This window comes from Propylenella binzhouense, assembly GCF_009866965.1.
In the GTDB taxonomy this organism is placed as follows: domain Bacteria; phylum Pseudomonadota; class Alphaproteobacteria; order Rhizobiales; family Afifellaceae; genus Propylenella; species Propylenella binzhouense.
Genome location: NZ_SPKJ01000015.1, coordinates 25,208 through 42,394, shown reverse-complemented (window position 1 = coordinate 42,394; position 17,187 = coordinate 25,208). Strand labels below are relative to the sequence as shown.

Sequence of the window (17,187 nt, the reverse complement as noted above, 5' to 3'; positions counted from 1 at the left end):
GCATGCTGGGACGGACCGCCAGCAGCCTGTTCTGGATGTCGCGCTACATGGAGCGCGCCGAGAACATGGCCCGGCTCACCGAGGCCGGCTTCCGCATGACGCTCACCAACGGCGAGGGCCACGGCGAGGAATGGCGCTCGACGCTCCAGAGCGCCGGCGTGATGGATGGCTACGTCAAGAAGCACGGCGACCGCTTCGCCACGGCCACTGTGGTCGACTTCCTGCTCTTCGACGCAGACAATCCCTCCTCCGTCAGGAGCTGCCTCTCCACCGCACGCAATAATGCGCGCTTCGTCCGGACGAAGATCACGCGGGACATGTGGGAGGCGATGAACTCCACCTGGCTCTCCTTCGAGGAGGTGAAGCCGACCGAGGTGAGCCATCCGCGCCTGCCGGAGTTCCTCGACTGGGTGCGCGAGCGCACGGCCCTCTTCCGCGGCGCGCTGCTCGGCACCATCCTGCGCGACGACACCTACTATTTCAGCCAGCTCGGGGCGTTCATCGAACGGGCGGACAACACCGCCCGCATCATGGACGTGAAATACTTCATCCTCCTGCCGATCAACCAGCCGGTCGGCGGCGATATCGACACGCTCCAGTGGGAGATGATCCTTCGGGCCGTGTCCGCGCACCGCGCCTACCGCCACGTCTTCGACGAGCAGTACCGCGCCGCTTCAGTCGCGGAGTTCCTCATCCTTCGGCCCGAAATGCCGCGTTCGCTCCGCTTCTGCTACGATTGGCTTTCCACCTCGGTCGAGGGGCTCGCGACCCATTACGGCGAGCGCTCGCCTTCGGCGGACGTCATCGCCGAAACGCGTGCCATGCTGCGCGATTCGGACATGCAGGCGATCTTCCGCCAGGGCCTGCACGAGTTCCTGTGCGAGTTCGTGGCCCGCAACAACCAGGTCACGGCCGCGCTTTCCCGCGACTATCATTTCGGCTGAGGCGATGCTGCTTTCGATCCGCCACGCCACCCGCTACCTCTACGATGCCCCCGGCACCTTCGCCGTGCACCGGCTGCGGCTCACGCCCGCCGACAACCGGGCGCAGCGCGTGCTCGACTGGCGGATCGAGGCGCCGGGAATCGCGGAAGCGGCCGTCTATACGGACGGCTTCGGCAACCGGACCCATTTCATCACGTCCGTGGCGACGCACCAGGAATGGACGGTGACGGCCGTCGGCACCGTGGAGACGTCGGACCAGGACGGCCTGATGGGCACCCTTCCGGAAGCCGCGAACCCGGCCGTCTTCCTGCGCTCCACGCCGCTCACGAGCCTCTCGCCGGAAATGGATTCCTTCGTCCAGGAGATCCGCGGGGCCACGACGCTCGCCAAGCTTCACGCCCTCATCGAGGCAACCGCGGACCGGGTCACCTACGACACCGACGCGACGCATGCCGGAACCAGCGCCGCGGAGGCCTTCGCGCGCCGCCGGGGGGTCTGCCAGGACCATACCCACATCTTTGCGGCCGCCGCCCGCCGTCTCGGCGTTCCCGCCCGCTACGTGACCGGCTATCTTCATATCGCGACGGAAGAGGCGGCGGTCGCGCACCACGCCTGGGCCGAGGCCTGGGTCGAGGATCTCGGCTGGGTCGGGTTCGACGTTTCGAACCGGATCTGTCCGACGCAGCATTATGTCCGGCTCGCCTGCGGCTTCGATGCCCCCTCGGCGGCGCCGATCGTTGGCGTCCGGCGGGGGGGATCGGGCGAGAGGCTTGATGTCGACGTCACCGTCCATCAACAGCAGCAGTAGACTGCCGGTAGAGGATTCGGCCTTGACCTATTGCGTGGCGCTCAGGCTAGACCGCGGCATCGTGTTCGCCTCGGACACGCGCACGAGCGCGAGCGTCGACAACATCGCCGTTTTTTCCAAGATGCATATCTGGGAGCGCAAGGGGGACCGCGTCATCGTGCTCCTCTCGGCCGGCAATCTCGCCATGACCCAGTCGGTCGTCAGCCTTCTCAACGAGGGGGTCGACCATGGCGGAGACGACGAGCGGCCCTCGCTCCTCACCGTGGACACGATGTTCCAGGCCGCGCGGCTCATCGGCGAGACGATCCGCGAGGTCAGGCGCATCGATCGCGAGGCGATCGAGCAGAACCCGTCGCTGTTCTCGGCCAGCTTCATCCTCGGCGGCCAGATCGCCGAGGACACGCCGCGGCTCTTCCAGATCTACCAGGAAGGGAACTTCATCGAGGCGACCAAGGACACGCCCTATTTCCAGATCGGCGAGCACAAATACGGCAAGCCGATCATCGACCGGGTCGCCAAGCCGGACATGCGCATGGGGACGGCGGCAAAGCTGCTCCTCGTCTCCTTCGATTCGACGCTCCGGTCCAATCTCTCCGTCGGCATGCCGATCGACCTGCTGATCTACCGCAAGGACACGCTCCAGGTCGGCGAACAACGGCGTCTCGAGGCCGAGGATCCCTATTTCCGGATGCTGTCGAAGGCCTGGGCGGACGCGCTCCGGGACGCCTTCTCGCGGCTCGAGGAATATCAGACCGAGGAGGAACCCTCCTGGATGAAGCCGCGCGGCCTGACCGAGCGTGAGCGGGAGCGCATGGACTGACGCGCACCGGACCGGCAGGCCCGGTCCGGCACCGCATCCAGCGGTTCAGCGCGTCAGCCTGCGCGCATTCGCCCTCACCTGCCGGGCGACCGGCGCGAGCGCCGCCGCGGCGAGCGCTTCGCAATCCCGGGCGCTCCATGCCTGCGGTACGAGGAGGTTCTGCCAGAAGCCGATCGCCTGCCGGACCATCTCGGCCTGGATCGCCATGCCGGCGAGCATGAGGGCGAGCGGCTTCTCCGCGATCATGTCGATCGTCTCGCGCCGGCCGGCCGCGGTCGGCTTCATGAGCTCGAGCCCGAGCATCTGGAGCCGGGCGGAGATGACGACCGGCGCCAGCACGCCGATGGCCCGGATATGGTCTGCCGATTGCTTTCTGCCTGCCAATTGCGGCTCTCCTTCTGCGTCCCCCGGAAAAAGACGGCCGCCGCGGGAAGCGGCGACCGCCGGAGAGACCATCAACGCCGATGCGGCAGGAACGTTGCTGCGGCCGATCGCGCCGCGCACGTTCAGCGCATGGTGGGGATCACGAATTCCGCCCCCTCCTTCACGCCGGAAGGCCAGCGCGAGGTGACGGTCTTGGTCTTGGTGTAGAAGCGGATCGAATCCGGGCCGTGCTGGTTGAGGTCGCCGAACCCGGAACGCTTCCACCCGCCGAACGTGTAATAGGAGATCGGCACCGGGATCGGCACGTTGATGCCGACCATTCCGACATTCACTTTGGCCGCGAAATCCCGGGCCGCGTCGCCGTCCCGCGTGAAGATTGCCACGCCGTTCCCGTATTCGTGCTCCGACGGCAGCCGGAGCGCCTCCTCGTAATCCCTGGCGCGCACGACCGAGAGGACCGGCCCGAAGATCTCCTCCTTGTAGATCCGCATGTCCGGCCTGACCCGGTCGAACAGGCAGCCCCCCATATAGAAGCCGTTCTCGTAGCCCTGCATGGAGAAGCCGCGGCCGTCGACGAGGAGGTCGGCGCCTTCCTCGACGCCGAGATCGACATAGCCGCGGACGCGCTCCACCGCCTCGCGCGTGACGAGCGGGCCGAAATCCGCTTCGGGATCGGTCGAAGGGCCGATCTTCAGCCCTTCCACCCGCGGGACGAGCTTCTCGAGCAGGCGATCCGCCGTCGCCTCGCCGACGGGTACCGCCACGGACACCGCCATGCAGCGTTCCCCGGCCGAGCCGTAGCCCGCGCCGATCAGGGCATCGACCGCCTGCTCCATGTCGGCGTCCGGCATGACGATCATGTGGTTCTTGGCGCCGCCGAAGCACTGCACGCGCTTTCCGGCGGCCGCGCCGCGCGCATAGATGTATTCCGCGATCGGGGTCGAGCCGACGAAACCGATCGCCCTTATGTCGGGGTCGTCCAGAAGGGCGTCGACGGCCTCCTTGTCGCCGTTCACGACGTTGAGGATGCCGGCCGGCAGGCCCGCCTCGACCAGCAGCTCGGCGAGCCGCATCGGCACGCCCGGATCGCGCTCGGACGGCTTCAGGATGAACGCATTGCCGCAGGCGATCGCCGGCGCGAACTTCCACATCGGGATCATGGCGGGGAAATTGAACGGCGTGATGCCGGCCACGACGCCGAGCGGCTGGCGCATCGAATAGACGTCGATGCCCGGGCCGGCGCCATCGGTGAATTCTCCCTTCATGAGATGGGGAATCCCGATCGCGAACTCGACGACCTCGAGCCCGCGCTGGATGTCGCCGCGGGCATCGGGGATGGTCTTGCCGTGCTCGAGCGCCAGGAGCTCCGCGAGCGCGTCATACTCGGCATGGACGAGATCCAGGAAGCGCATCATCACGCGGGCGCGGCGCTGCGGGTTGGTCGCCGCCCAGCCCGGCTGCGCCGCGCGCGCATTCTCGACGGCCTGCCGCACTTCGCTTCGCGAGGCGAGCGCAACGCGCGCCTGCACCTCCCCCGTCATCGGCTTCATGACGTCGCCGGCGCGCCCGCTCGTGCCGGGAACGTGCTTTCCGCCGATGAAATGTCCGATCTCGCGCAGCTCGCTTGCCGCCATCGCTTCCTCCCGCTTCCGGATCGCAATCCCGGATAGTGCGTGCGCGACCGGCCGTCCAGCCGGCCGAAAGTCAGTCCTTCCGGGTGGCGCCCCGGACCAGAGCCGCCTTCGCCTCCTCGGCACGCACGAAGCGGGGGCCCGTACGGATGCTCGCCACCGGCATGACGCCCTCGCGGCGGGCGAGCATCAGGAACTCGACCGGCAGATAGCCCTGCAGGAACGGCTGCTGGTCGATGGCGAAATCGGCCTTGCCGTCCGCAAGCGCCCGCAGCACCGGATCGGATATGTCGAAGGTGGCGAAGCGGATCTTCTCCGGCCTTCCGCTGCCGGCGATCGCGCGGAGCGCCGGGTCTCCCGCCGTCGATGCGCTGAGCGCGAGCACGACGTCGATCGATTCCGTCGCCTTCAGGCGGTCCGCGAGCGTCTCCTCGATCTTCTGCGGCTCCGGAGGGACCGCGAGCACCTCGACCGAACCTCCGAACCCGTCGATGAAGCCCTTGCACCTCAGGTCGAGGCCGATATTGCCCAGCTCGTGGTTGATGCACACCGCGCGGCGGCCGCCCGCATCCCGCATCGCCTCGCCGGCGGCGCGGCCGGCTTCGTATTCGTTCTGTCCGACATGGAGCTTCACGCCGAGCGCGTGCGACACGTCGAGCCCGGAATTGATGCCGAGCACCGGGATGCCGGTCGCGACGGCGGCGCGGATATGGGGCGCCAGGGCATCGGCATCCGGCACGGAGAGAACGAGCCCGGCCGGCCTTTCCGTCACCGCCTCGTCGATGAGCCGCGCCATCGCCTCCACGTCGAACGTCCCGGGCGCCCGGTAGTCGACATTCGCTCCGAAGTCGACGCCGGCGGCCTCTGCTCCGCGCTTCACCTCGGCCCAGAACGGTTCCGCGGCCCTGCCGTGCGTCACCACCACGATCTCGGGTTTTCGGGATTCCTGCCCCAGGGCCGCGACGGAAGTCAGGCTCGCCACCACCGCCAGGACGAAGGTTACGATCGCTTGCTTCATGTCGGTCCCGGACGGCGCGCGCGCCAGTCCGCCTCCTTACGATGCGCCGCCCCGCGATTAGGCTAGGGCATGGATCGCCGCGGGGGAACAGCCTCGCCGAGACCGAGGCAAGAAATCGGCCCGCTTCAGTCCTCCGGCACGTCGTCCGCCGGCTCCGATCCGGAATCCCCCGTCCTGCGGCCGGTCCCCTCCGCGCGCCGGTGCTCGAGCGACCTGCGCTGCCAGATGCGCCAGGCGAGCGGCAGATGGCCGAGATAGGCGATCGCCGCCGCCGCAAGCATCGTGAAGGGATAGCTCATGCCGAGCGCGGCGACGAGAACGCTGGCGACCAGGACCGGCAGCACGACATCGCGGGGAATGCGCGCGCCGAGCCGCTTGCCGGAGAGCGTCGGCAGCCGGCTCACCATCAGCACGCCGATCGCCACGAGATAGAGCGCGACGAAGCCCGCCGCCTCCTCCGGGACCGGTACGCCCATGCGTTCGAGGAAGATCGGCAGGAGACCGCAGATCGCGCCGGCCGGCGCGGGGACGCCGACGAAGAAGTCCTTGTGCCAGTGCGGCTGGTCGGGATCGGCCAGGGCGGCGTTGAAGCGCGCCAGCCTCAAGGCGGCGCAGATCGCGAAAACGAGACCCGCGATCCAGCCGAGCGATTCCAGCGTGTCGATCCGCCAGACATAGATCAGGAAGGCCGGAGCAACGCCGAAGCTGACGAAGTCCGCGAGCGAATCGAGCTCGGCGCCGAACCGCGAGGTCGTCTTCAGCATGCGCGCGAGGCGGCCGTCGATCGCGTCGAGCACGGCGGCGAAGACGACGCCGGCGACCGCCATGTCGTAACGGCCCTCGATCCCCATCCGGATCGCCGTCAGCCCGGCGCAGAGCGCCAGGAGCGTCACCAGGTTGGGTGCCACCTGGCGGAACGGCACGGCCCGCCGCAGGCGCCGGATGCGGCGCTTCGGCGATGGGTCCGGCGCGGGAAAGAGCGCGTCCACGCCTAGTCGACCCGGGTCGGGTATGGCGGCAGCGGCGCGGCGCCGGGAAGGTGCGCGAGCACGGTTTCGCCGGCGATGGCGCGCTGGCCGGCCGCCACCAGCACGGTCGAGCCCGAGGGCAGGTAGACGTCGAGCCGCGAGCCGAAGCGGATCATGCCGATCCGCTCGCCCTGCGCCACGGCTGCGCCCTCCCGCTTCCAGACCAGGATCCGGCGGGCCACCAGCCCGGCCACCTGCACGACCCCGAGCGTGTGCCCCTCCGGCGTCTCCATGACGAAGCCGTTCCGCTCGTTGTCCTCGCTCGCCTTGTCGAGGTCGGCGCTCACGAACTTGCCCGGCTTGTAGGCGACGCGGGTGATCCGAGCAGCGACCGGGGCGCGGTTGATGTGGCAGTCGAAGATGTCCATGAAGACGGAAATGCGCTGACGCGGCTCCGGCCCGAGCCCGAGCTCCAGGGGGGGCACGACGGCGACCGGCGGCTCGACCCGTCCGTCGGCCGGGCTGATCACCAGGCCCGGCGCGATGGGCGAGACCCGCGTCGGGTCCCGGAAGAAGACCAGCATCCAGCCGGCGACGACGAGGAGGATCCAGAAGAGGGGCTGCCAGAGAATGCCCAGCGCGATGGCGAGGACGATGGTGGCGGCGATGAACGGCCAGCCCGCGCTGTGAACGGGGTGAATGGCCTCGCGGACGGAGCGCGGAACGAGCGACATGCGCTGGTCTTAGGGCATCGCGCCGCCGACGGCCACTCCTCGGCGCGTCCGCCGATCACTCGGCGGCGACCGGGCCCCGCACGACGAATCCTTCCTCGTCCTCCTCGCGGGCACGGCGCAGTTGCTCGGCCGCTTCGTCCGCGGCGCGCTGGCGCGCCCACATCGCCGCATAGAGCCCGTCCCGGGCGATCAGCTCGCCATGCGTGCCCTGCTCCTCGATCCGCCCGTCCTTGAGGACCAAGATGCGGTCGGCGTTCACGACGGTCGAGAGCCGGTGGGCGATGACGAGCGTCGTCCGGCCGCGAGACACCTGGTCGAGCGCCGCCTGGATCTCCTGCTCGGTCGCCGTGTCGAGCGCGGATGTCGCCTCGTCGAGAATGAGGATCGGCGGCGCCTTCAGGATGGTGCGGGCAATCGCCACGCGCTGCTTCTCGCCGCCGGAAAGCTTGAGCCCGCGCTCGCCGACCGGCGTGCGGTAGCCCTGCGGCAGGCCCTCCACGAAGCGCGCGATCTGGGCCATCTCGGCGGCCGCGCCGATCTCCGCCTCGGATGCGCCCCAGCGCCCGTAGCGGATGTTGTAGCCGATCGTGTCGTTGAAGAGGACGGTGTCCTGCGGCACCATCCCGATCGCGGCGCGCAGGCTCTCCTGCGTGATGTCCCGAATGTCCTGGCCGTCGATCAGGATCCGCCCGCCGGTCACGTCGTAGAAGCGGAAGAGCAGCCGCGACAGCGTCGACTTGCCCGCGCCCGAGGGGCCCACGATCGCGACGGTCGCATTCGGCGGCACGTCGAAGCTGATCCCCTTCAGGATCGGCCGGTCCGGATCGTAGTGGAAGTGCACGTCCTCGAAGCGGATGGCACCGTGGCTGACCCGGAGCGGCACCGCATCCGCGCGGTCCCGCACCTCGGGCTCGACCTCGAGAAGCTCGAACATCGCCTCGATGTCGGTGACGCCCTGCTTGATCTCGCGGTAGACGGAGCCGATGAAGTTCAGCGGGATCGAGAGCTGCATCAGCAGCGCGTTGACGAGGACGAAATCGCCGATGGTCTGGGTCCCCGCCATCACGGCGCGCGCCGACAGCACCATGCAGGCCGCCATGCCGATCGAGAAGATGAAGGTCTGCCCGAAATTCAGCCAGGCGAGCGACGTCCAGGTCTTGATCGCGGCGACTTCGTAGCGCGCCATCGAGCCGTCGAAGCGTACGGCCTCCATCCGCTCATTGCCGAAATACTTGACGGTCTCGAAGTTCAGCAGCGAGTCGATCGCCTTCGAGCTCGCATCCGTGTCGGAGTCGTTCATCTCGCGCCGGATGGCGATCCGCCAGTTGCTCGCCTGCACCGTGAACCAGACATAGGCGCACACGGTCGCGCCGATCACGATCACGTACACGACATCGAAGTGGTACCAGATGATGCCCGCCGTGAAGGCGAATTCGATGACCGTCGGCACCGAATTGAGAATGGTGTAGCGGACGACGGTCTCGATCCCCTTCGTGCCGCGCTCGATAACGCGGGAGAGGCCGCCGGTGCGACGCGCCAGGTGGAAGCGGAGGGAGAGGCCGTGCAGGTGAACGAAGGTCTTGTAGGCGAGCTGGCGAACCGCGTGCTGGCCGACGCGCGCGAAGAGCGCGTCGCGGAGCTGGTTGAACGCCACGGAGACGATCCGGACGGCGCCATAGGCGACGACCAGCATGACCGGGCCGGCAAGCGCGAGCGGGAGAAACCCGGGTACCCCGCCCTCTCCGGAAAGGGCATCGGTCGCCCAGGCCAGAAGATAGGGAATGAGGACGGTGGCCACCTTCGCGACGATGAGCGCGCCGAGGGCGACCACGACGCGCCGCTGCAGGTCCGGGCGGTCCGCCGGCCACATATAGGGCCAGAGATCCCGGAGCGTGGCGAGCACCGAACCCTCGGCGGAGATCCTGCGCCGGCGCTCGGCGGAAAGGGGCGCTAGCATCGGCACTGTCCGATCTCGGCCCGAACCTCCTCCTCCGCGGGCGCGGCCCGCGCCGCGAGCACCCGGTCGAGAGCGGCCCGCAGCTGGAACAAGGCCTGAAGGTCGAGCGTGTAGTTGGAGCGCAGTCCCGCGCGCTCGAGCCTGACCAGCCCGGATTCCGTGAGCACCTTCAGGTGCTGCGAGACCGTCGACTGAGCGAGCGGAAGGTCGCGGCAGAAATCTCCGCAGCAGCAGCGCGAGCGCTCCTCGAGCGCGCGCAGGATCGCCAGCCGCGCGGGATGGCCGAGCGCGCGCAGCTGCTCGCAGAAGCGGGCTTCGGCGTCGTGCTCGCCGGTCATGCCATTGCCCCGAGATGGTGTGGAAGCGGCTCAGCCGCGCGAGAACTTCATCGTATATCGACGATCAACGATGAACGCAACATCCACCACCGGACCGAGTTCCAACCGGATCCCGGCCGGGCGCCTCCCAGTACGGAACACGGTCGGCAGGTGCCGAGCGGACAGAGCGCCCGCGGCGGGCGCGCAGGCCGCCTCAGCGCTTGGCCTCGGTCTCCTCCTCCCACGCCCTGTCGCGTGTCGGGAGAACGAAGATCTGCCCCGGATAGATCCGGTCGGGGTCGCGGATCTGGTCCTGATTGGCGCCGTAGATGGTCGTATAGCGGATGCCGGCCCCATAGGTGCGGCGGGAGATGGTCCACAGATTGTCGCCGCGTCGGATGATGACGGTGTTCGGCGGCGGCAGCTCGCCCGCGGCGCCGGCATTCGCCCCGGTGCCGGCCTGCGAGGCGGGGACGAGGTCGGTGCGGTCGAAGCGGCGCACGAACGGAACCTCGGCGCGCGCGTCGACCTCCCCTCCGCCCCGGCCGAGCTGGTCGGCGCGCACCGTCACGTCGCCTTCCTTGACCTTCCTGTCCGCCTGCAGCAGCCAGCGGCCCTCCGGCGAGGGCTCCGTCTCGCCGACGAACTCGTTGTCGACATAGACGCGGACCTTGAGACCGGGTTTCCCCGCCCCCGCAACATAGAGCTTGTCGTCCTCGGTCTCGACCGCGTCGACCGAGACATGCGGAGCCGCTGGTTCGCCATTGCCGGCCATCGCCGGCCCGCCGGAGGAACCCGCCTCCGCATTGCCGGCCGGCCCGGTCCCGCCCGTGTCCGGGCCATTCCCTGCCGGCGATGCTCCCGTCCCGGCCGGGTCCGCCGTTCCGCCAGCCTCCTCCGCCGGAGGCGCCAGCCGTTCCTCCCGCCCGGGCGGCTCGGTCAGCACGCCGGCAACCCTCGTGGCGCCGGCGGCAGGAGATGCGCCCTCATCCGACGCGCGCGCGCCGGGCTCCTCGCCTGCGGCAGGCTTGTCCGGCGCAGGCGCTCCGGCCGGTTCGCGGGACGGGCTCCGGACCGCCCCCGAAGGCCCGGTTCCGGAGGAGCCCTGCCCAGCCGGCCCGCCGGATCGGGAGGACTGCTCCCGGGCCGGCTCGCGGGGGTCCGCCCGATCTGCGGAAGCCATTGCGACCGGCTTCTCCGGGACCGGCGCCGGGTCCGGATGCGCGCTCGGCGCGTCGGCGGGCGCCGACGGCGGCCGGGCTTCGGACGCGCGTTCGCCTCCCGCCCCGCCCGCGTCGGAAGACGGTCCCGGGCCGGATTCCATGGCGCCCGCCTGCTCCGCGGACGCGATCGAGCCCTTCTTCTCTTCTCCTGGGGAACCCTCTTCCCCTGGCGAACCCGGGCCGGAGGCGGGCCGGCCCGCCTCCGGGCCGCCGGAAGCCCTGTCGGAGGGCGTCGGAGGTGAAACGGATGCCGTGAGATTCCCCGTGCCGCCGGCCGGCCTCTCCTCGCCCTTGCGGCCCCCGCCGGCGCCTGCCGCCATCTTCTCTTCGGGAGCCGCGTCCGGCCTCGAGATGATCTCGCTCGGCGCGCCGGGCTCGTTCAGCACCACGAGCGGTTCCCGGTTCGGCGTGTCGGGGACCGCGACCGCGACCTGCTGCTCCGATTCGCGCGGAGCCTCGCCGTCCGGCTTCGCGCGGAGCGTCACATTGTGGCTGCCCGGCGGAAGATTCTCCTCGGGAAGCGCCACGAACGAGCCCGTCCCGTCCGAGCGTGTCCGCGCCACCACCTTGCCGTTGGAAAGAACCTCGATCTCGGCATTCGGCATCGCCCGGCCCGCGACCAGGATCGCCCCGGTCGGCTCGACGCGCACGATGTCGAAGATCGGTGCGTCGGAAGCGTCGGCTTCCGGCGGGAGCTTGCCTTCCGCGCCCGCTCCGGGCGGTGGGACCTGCTCCTCCCGCCCGGCCGCCGCCTGTCCGGCCGCCATTCTTGCGCCGGACGCCTCTCCCGCCGTCCCTTCCGGCGCGGGAACCCCGCGTTCCGCGACCGTGTCGCGGCGCCCGGCCTCGTGCCAGACGAGGACCGCGCCGCCCCCGGCGATGACGAGGCCGAATGCGAACAGCAAGAATTTGAGCGGGGCGGGCATGGCCTTGTCAGCGTCTCCGCCGGAACCAATCCGGCATAACTCCATTCTTGATCTCTTATGCTTCCGCCAAGTCTATCTCAAGCGAATGGAATCCGTCGCGGGGCCAGCTTGACGCCGACTCTGGCCGATGCGATGCGGTCGGCATGGCAAAGCTCCGAAGCGTATGCGTCTATTGCGGCTCCGGTCGCGGCCTCGACCCCGCCTTCGCGGAAGCCGCCGAGCAGCTCGGACGGGATCTCGCGCAAGCAGGCCTCCGCCTCGTCTATGGCGGCGGAGCGGTCGGGCTGATGGGAATCCTCGCGCGTTCCGCTCTCGACAGCGGCGGCGAGGTCACCGGCATCATCCCGCATTTCCTGCAGCGCCGCGAGCAGCTCTTCGAGGACGTGACCGAGCTCGTCGTCACCGACGACATGCACCAGCGGAAGATGCTGATGTTCGAGCGCGCGGACGCTTTCGTCGCGCTGCCGGGCGGCGTCGGCACGCTCGAGGAGCTCGTCGAGCAGATGACCTGGGCGCAGCTCGGCCGGCATGCCAAGCCCGTGCTCATCGCGAACATCAACCGCTACTGGGATCCGCTGATCGCGCTTCTCGAGCGGATGCGGACCGAAACCTTCATCAGGCCGGGCCTGCACGTTTCCTGCCTCGTTGCAGAGACCTGCGACGAGATCGTCCCGATGCTCGAGGCGGCCGCCGCGAAGCGGCCGCAGACCGCGCTGGACGCGACCGCCGAGGCCGAGCCGATCCGCCGCATGTAGCTATTCGGCGGCGGCCGGCATCGCCTCGCCGGTCGAGGCCTTGAGCAGCTTGAACGTGATCGCGTCGATCAGCGCCTCGAAGGAGGCGTCGATGATGTTCGACGAGACGCCAACCGTCATCCAGCGATTGCCCTCGCCGTCCCGGCTCTCGATCAGCACGCGCGTGACCGCCTCCGTGCCCCCGTTCAGGATGCGCACCTTGTAGTCGGCGAGCTCGAGGTCGTCGATCCAGGCATTGAGTTCGCCGAGATCCTTCCGGAGCGCGCGGTCGAGCGCATTGACCGGGCCGTTGCCCTCCGAGACCGACATGCGGACATCGCCGCCGACGTCCACCTTTACCACCGCTTCCGAGACCGTCTTCAGCCGTCCCATCGCATCGAAACGGCGTTCGACGTTGACCCGGAAGCTCTCCACCCGGAAGAAGGCGGGAACGCTGCCGAGCCGACGGCGGACGAGAAGCTCGAGCGAAGCGTCGGCGCCCTCGTAGGCATAGCCCTGCGCCTCGCGCTCCTTGATCTCGGAGAGGAGGCCGTCGAGCCGTTCGTCGTGGCGGTCGACGGGGATGCCCAGCCGTGCGAGCTCGGAGAGAAGGTTGGACTTGCCCGACTGGTCGGAGACGAGCACGCGGCGCCGATTGCCGACGGTCTCCGGCGGAACGTGTTCGTAGGTCTCCGGCTCCTTCACGATCGCCGAGGCGTGGATGCCCGCCTTGGTGGCAAAGGCCGACGAGCCCACATAGGGCGCCTGCCGATTCGGCGCCCGGTTCAGGATCTCGTCGAAGGCGCGCGAGAGATGGGTGATGCCCGCCAGCGCCTCCTGCGTGACGCCGAGCTCGAAGCGCTCGCGATAATCGGCCTTCAGCATCAGCGTCGGGATAAGCGTGACGAGATCGGCATTGCCGCAGCGCTCGCCGATTCCGTTGAGCGTCCCCTGGATCTGGCGGGCCCCCGCGCGCACCGCCGCAAGGCTGTTCGCGACCGCCTGTCCGGTGTCGTTGTGCGCGTGTATGCCGAGATGGCTGCCAGGCACGACGCTCGCGACGTCGGCGACGATGCGCGCGACCTCCTCCGGCATGGTGCCGCCATTCGTGTCGCAGAGCACGACCCAGCGTGCGCCGGCTTCCCAGGCCGTCCGGGCGCAGGCGAGCGCATAGTTGCGGTTCGCCTTGTAGCCGTCGAAGAAGTGCTCGCAGTCGAGCATCGCTTCGCGCCCGGCCCGCGCCGCCGCCTCGACCGACTGGGCGACGCCTTCGAGATTCTCCTCGTTCGTGCAGCCGAGCGCGACGCGGACGTGATAATCCCAGCTCTTCGCCACGAAGCAGATCGCATCTGCCCGCGCGTCGAGAAGCGCGGCCACCCCGGGATCGTTCTCCACCGACCGGCCGGCGCGCTTGGTCATGCCGAAGGCGGTGAACTTCGCCCGTCGCGTCCGCCGCTGCCCGAAGAAGGCAGTGTCGGTCGGATTCGCGCCTGGATAGCCGCCCTCGACGTAATCGACGCCGAGATCGTCGAGCATGCGGGCGATCAGGAGCTTGTCCTCCAGCCCGAAATCGACGCCCGGCGTCTGCTGGCCGTCCCGCAGCGTCGTATCGAAGAGGTAAAGGCGTTCCTTCATCGGCCCTGATCCTGCGGCGGCCATACGGCGGTGTCGTGGTCCGGATGCTGGTGGTTCGAGGCGGCGATCTCGCCGAGATGCGCCTCGCCCTCACCCTCCGCAGTCGTTTGTGTCGGCAGGCCGGCGAGCTCGTCGAACCACGGCATCCGCGATTCCACGCCGTACTGGAGCACCGGCTTCGCGACTGTCGGATCGTCGAGCGAGCCGATCGAGACGTCGATCTTTCCGCTTCCGATCTCGTAGAAGCTGAGCGGGGTGCCGCAGGCCGCGCAGAAGCCGCGCTCCACGAAATCGGAGCTGCGGAAACGCGCAAGTTCGCCGCGCGTCAGCGTGAAATCGTCGAGCCGGATGCCGACGAGCGGCGCGAAGAACGAGCCGAACGCCTTCTGGCACATGCGGCAATGGCAGATCGTGGCGCGCTCGAGCGGCCCTTCGAGGCGGTAGCGGACGGCGCCGCACTGGCATCCGCCGGTATGGACGTCACTCATCGCGAGACTCCGGTTTCGAGGAGGTCAACACCGCCCTCGCGGGCGAAGCGGTCCGTGGCTTCGATCAGCCGGTCGAGGATGCCAGGCTCGGAAAAGGCGTGGCCGGCCCCTTCCACGATGTGGATTTCGGCCTGCGGCCAGGCGCGATGGAGATCCCAGGCGGTCGCGGGCGGACAGGCCATGTCGTAGCGGCCCTGCACGATCACGCCGGGAATGCCCGCGAGGCGGTGGGCGTTCCGGATGAGCTGCCCGTCTTCCATCCAGCCGTGGTGGACGAAATAGTGGTTCTCGATGCGGGCGAAGGCGAGCGCGAACTCGGAGCCCGCATGATGCGCGCTGATCCCCGGATCCGGGAGGAGCGTGATGGTCTCGCCCTCCCACACGCTCCACGCCCGTGCGGCCTCGACCCGGACCTCGCGGTCGGGATGGGTCAGCCGCTTCCGGTAGGCCGCGACGAGATCATCGCGCTCGGCAGGCGGAATCGGCGCGAGGAACCGCTCCCACTTGTCCGGATAGACGAGCGAGGCGCCGTGCCGGTAGTACCAGTCGAGCTCGGCCTGCCGGAGCGTGAAGATGCCGCGCAGGACGAGCTCGCTCACGCGGTCCGGATGCGTCTCGGCGTAGGCGAGCGCGAGCGCGCTGCCCCACGAGCCGCCGAACACCTGCCAGCGTTCGACGCCCATCAGGTCCCGCAGTCGCTCGATGTCGGCGACGAGGTGCCAGGTCGTGTTCGCCTCGAGCTCGGCATGCGGGCGCGAACGGCCGCAGCCGCGCTGGTCGAAGAGGAGCACGCGGTAGCGCGCGGGATCGAAGAGGCGGCGATGGACGGGGCCGCAGCCGCCGCCCGGGCCACCGTGCAGGAAGACGGCCGGCTTGCCGTCGGGCGGGCCGCAGATCTCCCAATAGACCTGATGGCCGTCGCCGACATCGAGCAGACCGCTCTCGCGCGGCTCGACGGGCGGATAGAGGCCCCGCAGCGTCCCGCCGTCCCTCACCGCTTCGGCTCCCATGTCGTCACCAGCCTTCCGGTCCCGGGATCCTTCTTGTCCATCACGGCGACGCCGAGAGCCTCGATTTCGGCCCTCAGCCGGTCGGCTTCCACCCAGTTCTTGGCGCTCCGCGCCTCGACGCGCCTCGCGATCAGGCTCTCGACCAGCGCCTCGTCGACGCCCGCGCCGGCGCGCCGCCGGCTCTCCCATTCGCTCGCCGTCAGACCGCCGAGCCCGAGCAACCCGAGCGCTGCCCGGAACATCGCGCGGTCGTCACCGTCGTGATCGTCCGCCGCCTCTTCGGCGACATGATGGAGCGTCGCGATCGCGAGCGGCGTGTTGAGGTCATCCAGCAGCGGCGCCAGCAGCTTGGGGAGAACCGGGTTTTCGCCCGTCCACGGCTCCGCGTCGCCACAGGCCGCATGCCAGCGGTCGAGCACCTTGCGGCTCTCCTCGAGCCCCTTCACGGTCCAGTCGATCGGCTGCCGGTAGTGCGTCTTCAGCATGTTGAGGCGGATCACCTCGCCCGGCCAGTCCTTCAGCAGCTCGTGGACGGTGACGAAATTGCCGAGCGACTTCGACATCTTCTCGCCCTCCACCTGCAGGAAGCCGTTGTGGAGCCAGTAGCGCGCCATCAGCGGCGCCGCATGGGCGCAGCGCGACTGCGCGATCTCGTTCTCGTGGTGCGGGAAGACGAGGTCGATGCCGCCGCCGTGAATGTCGAACTCGGTGCCGAGATGCGCTTCCGCCATCGCCGAGCACTCGATGTGCCAGCCGGGACGACCGGGCGCCGCAATGCCGCAGGGCGACGGCCAGGCGGGCTCGCCCGGCTTCGACGGCTTCCAGAGCACGAAATCCATCGGGTCGCGCTTGTAGGGCGCCACGTCGACGCGCGCGCCGGCGAGCATCTCGTCGAGCGAACGGCCGGACAGCCTGCCGTAATCCGGCATGGACGGCACGTCGAAGAGCACGTGGTCCGCCGCCACATAAGCGTTGCCGCGGGCGACCAGCTTCTCGATCATCCGCTTCATGCCCTCGATGTGCTCGGTCGCGCGCGGCTCGTGCGAGGGCCTGAGCGCGCCGAGCGCGTCCATGTCGGCGTGGAACTGGGCCTCCGTCTTCTCGGTGACCTTCCGGATCGCCTCGTTGAGGGGCAGATCCGGAAATTCCTCCGCCGCGCGCGCATTGATCTTGTCGTCGACGTCGGTGACGTTGCGCACATAGGTGACGTGCTCCGCGCCGTAGAGATGGCGGAGCAGGCGGTAGAGCACGTCGAAGACGATCACCGGCCGCGCATTGCCGATATGGGCGTAGTCGTAGACCGTCGGTCCGCAGACATACATGCGCACGTCCGCCGGATCGAAGGGAACGAAGTCCTCCTTCCGACGCGTCAGCGTGTTGTGGAGCCTTACGCCCCGGAACGCTTCAATCTCGCCCATGCCCACCTCGGCCGCTGGCCGGGGCGTTCGGATCGTTTGGAGCGAGATGCGCGAACGGGTCCAGCCAGCGGATTGCTAGCCGATAATGATGATCCCGCAGATGATCGCCGCCGAAGCGGTCGTGATCGGATCGCCGTTCATGCGCGGGCTTATGGACTGACCACCGCAGTTT

16 protein-coding genes are annotated in these 17,187 nt (G+C 69.1%); 4 read left to right on the top strand and 12 right to left on the bottom strand.

Going from position 1 to position 17,187, the window contains the following annotated elements; genetic code table 11:
- The first annotated feature begins 2 nt into the window (after positions 1–2).
- From E4O86_RS07110 to E4O86_RS07100, 3 genes are read left to right on the top strand one after another with little or no spacing between them, the layout of a single operon-like run.
- Positions 3–944, top strand: coding sequence for an alpha-E domain-containing protein (locus E4O86_RS07110; protein WP_161139828.1), 942 nt, complete (start codon positions 3–5; stop codon positions 942–944).
- A 4-nt stretch (positions 945–948) separates the two neighbouring features.
- Complete coding sequence (locus E4O86_RS07105) at positions 949–1,752, top strand: transglutaminase family protein (RefSeq protein ID WP_161139827.1); 804 nt, start codon at positions 949–951, stop codon at positions 1,750–1,752.
- A 22-nt stretch (positions 1,753–1,774) separates the two neighbouring features.
- On the top strand, positions 1,775–2,572 hold the full coding sequence (locus E4O86_RS07100; protein WP_161139826.1) for a proteasome-type protease: 798 nt from the start codon (positions 1,775–1,777) through the stop codon (positions 2,570–2,572).
- Between the two features lie 45 nt (positions 2,573–2,617).
- Here E4O86_RS07100 and E4O86_RS07095 read toward each other — a convergent pair whose 3' ends face one another.
- The 8 genes from E4O86_RS07095 to E4O86_RS07060 all read right to left on the bottom strand — a co-directional run bounded on the left by E4O86_RS07095 (position 2,618) and on the right by E4O86_RS07060 (position 11,730).
- A complete protein-coding gene (locus E4O86_RS07095) occupies positions 2,618–2,956 on the bottom strand; it encodes a hypothetical protein (RefSeq protein WP_161139825.1) in 339 nt (112 codons plus the stop codon).
- A gap of 122 nt (positions 2,957–3,078) precedes the next feature.
- The gene (locus E4O86_RS07090; protein ID WP_161139851.1) at positions 3,079–4,575 is read right to left on the bottom strand and encodes a CoA-acylating methylmalonate-semialdehyde dehydrogenase; all 1,497 of its coding nucleotides are present in this window, start codon (positions 4,573–4,575) and stop codon (positions 3,079–3,081) included.
- Positions 4,576–4,660: 85 nt separating this feature from the next.
- A complete protein-coding gene (locus E4O86_RS07085) occupies positions 4,661–5,605 on the bottom strand; it encodes a sugar ABC transporter substrate-binding protein (RefSeq protein WP_161139824.1) in 945 nt (314 codons plus the stop codon).
- Between the two features lie 125 nt (positions 5,606–5,730).
- The gene (gene pssA, locus E4O86_RS07080) at positions 5,731–6,594 is read right to left on the bottom strand and encodes a CDP-diacylglycerol--serine O-phosphatidyltransferase (RefSeq protein ID WP_161139823.1); all 864 of its coding nucleotides are present in this window, start codon (positions 6,592–6,594) and stop codon (positions 5,731–5,733) included.
- 2 nt (positions 6,595–6,596) lie between these two features.
- Positions 6,597–7,307, bottom strand: a complete 711-nt coding sequence (locus tag E4O86_RS07075; RefSeq protein ID WP_161139822.1) for a phosphatidylserine decarboxylase — start codon at positions 7,305–7,307, stop codon at positions 6,597–6,599.
- Positions 7,308–7,362: 55 nt separating this feature from the next.
- Positions 7,363–9,264 (bottom strand): ABCB family ABC transporter ATP-binding protein/permease, encoded by a 1,902-nt coding sequence (locus tag E4O86_RS07070; protein ID WP_161139821.1) that lies wholly within the window; start codon positions 9,262–9,264, stop codon positions 7,363–7,365.
- The gene (locus tag E4O86_RS07065) at positions 9,258–9,602 is read right to left on the bottom strand and encodes an ArsR/SmtB family transcription factor (RefSeq protein ID WP_161139820.1); all 345 of its coding nucleotides are present in this window, start codon (positions 9,600–9,602) and stop codon (positions 9,258–9,260) included. Before E4O86_RS07065 ends, E4O86_RS07070 begins: the two co-directional genes overlap by 7 nt.
- A 193-nt stretch (positions 9,603–9,795) precedes the next feature.
- On the bottom strand, positions 9,796–11,730 hold the full coding sequence (locus E4O86_RS07060) for a LysM peptidoglycan-binding domain-containing protein (protein ID WP_161139819.1): 1,935 nt from the start codon (positions 11,728–11,730) through the stop codon (positions 9,796–9,798).
- Between the two features lie 143 nt (positions 11,731–11,873).
- Between E4O86_RS07060 and E4O86_RS07055 the strand changes: the two genes are divergently transcribed.
- Positions 11,874–12,485: an LOG family protein gene (locus E4O86_RS07055; RefSeq protein ID WP_161139818.1), complete on the top strand. Its 612-nt coding sequence runs from the start codon at positions 11,874–11,876 to the stop codon at positions 12,483–12,485.
- Here the strand turns inward: E4O86_RS07055 and cimA are convergent, their stop codons facing one another.
- The 4 genes from cimA to cysS are packed head-to-tail and all read right to left on the bottom strand — an operon-like array spanning position 12,486 to position 17,015.
- Complete coding sequence (gene cimA / locus E4O86_RS07050; protein ID WP_161139817.1) at positions 12,486–14,099, bottom strand: citramalate synthase; 1,614 nt, start codon at positions 14,097–14,099, stop codon at positions 12,486–12,488. It abuts the gene before it with no gap.
- Positions 14,096–14,587, bottom strand: a complete 492-nt coding sequence (locus E4O86_RS07045) for a GFA family protein (RefSeq protein ID WP_161139816.1) — start codon at positions 14,585–14,587, stop codon at positions 14,096–14,098. Before E4O86_RS07045 ends, cimA begins: the two co-directional genes overlap by 4 nt.
- Positions 14,584–15,597, bottom strand: coding sequence for a prolyl aminopeptidase (gene pip, locus E4O86_RS07040; RefSeq protein WP_205520751.1), 1,014 nt, complete (start codon positions 15,595–15,597; stop codon positions 14,584–14,586). Before pip ends, E4O86_RS07045 begins: the two co-directional genes overlap by 4 nt.
- Positions 15,579–17,015 (bottom strand): cysteine--tRNA ligase, encoded by a 1,437-nt coding sequence (gene cysS, locus E4O86_RS23505; RefSeq protein WP_161139815.1) that lies wholly within the window; start codon positions 17,013–17,015, stop codon positions 15,579–15,581. Before cysS ends, pip begins: the two co-directional genes overlap by 19 nt.
- Positions 17,016–17,187: the final 172 nt, after the last annotated feature.

Bases quoted from the DNA above. Each gene is read 5' to 3' on its own strand.
- E4O86_RS07065 (WP_161139820.1), bottom strand. From the start codon at position 9,602: ATGACCGGCGAGCACGACGCCGAAGCCCGCTTCTGCGAGCAGCTGCGC.
- E4O86_RS07085 (WP_161139824.1), bottom strand. From the start codon at position 5,605: ATGAAGCAAGCGATCGTAACCTTCGTCCTGGCGGTGGTGGCGAGCCTG.
- E4O86_RS07070 (WP_161139821.1), bottom strand. From the start codon at position 9,264: ATGCTAGCGCCCCTTTCCGCCGAGCGCCGGCGCAGGATCTCCGCCGAG.
- E4O86_RS07045 (WP_161139816.1), bottom strand. From the start codon at position 14,587: ATGAGTGACGTCCATACCGGCGGATGCCAGTGCGGCGCCGTCCGCTAC.
- pip (WP_205520751.1), bottom strand. From the start codon at position 15,597: ATGGGAGCCGAAGCGGTGAGGGACGGCGGGACGCTGCGGGGCCTCTAT.
- E4O86_RS07060 (WP_161139819.1), bottom strand. From the start codon at position 11,730: ATGCCCGCCCCGCTCAAATTCTTGCTGTTCGCATTCGGCCTCGTCATC.
- E4O86_RS07055 (WP_161139818.1), top strand. From the start codon at position 11,874: ATGGCAAAGCTCCGAAGCGTATGCGTCTATTGCGGCTCCGGTCGCGGC.
- E4O86_RS07105 (WP_161139827.1), top strand. From the start codon at position 949: ATGCTGCTTTCGATCCGCCACGCCACCCGCTACCTCTACGATGCCCCC.
- cysS (WP_161139815.1), bottom strand. From the start codon at position 17,015: ATGGGCGAGATTGAAGCGTTCCGGGGCGTAAGGCTCCACAACACGCTG.
- cimA (WP_161139817.1), bottom strand. From the start codon at position 14,099: ATGAAGGAACGCCTTTACCTCTTCGATACGACGCTGCGGGACGGCCAG.
- E4O86_RS07075 (WP_161139822.1), bottom strand. From the start codon at position 7,307: ATGTCGCTCGTTCCGCGCTCCGTCCGCGAGGCCATTCACCCCGTTCAC.
- E4O86_RS07110 (WP_161139828.1), top strand. From the start codon at position 3: ATGCTGGGACGGACCGCCAGCAGCCTGTTCTGGATGTCGCGCTACATG.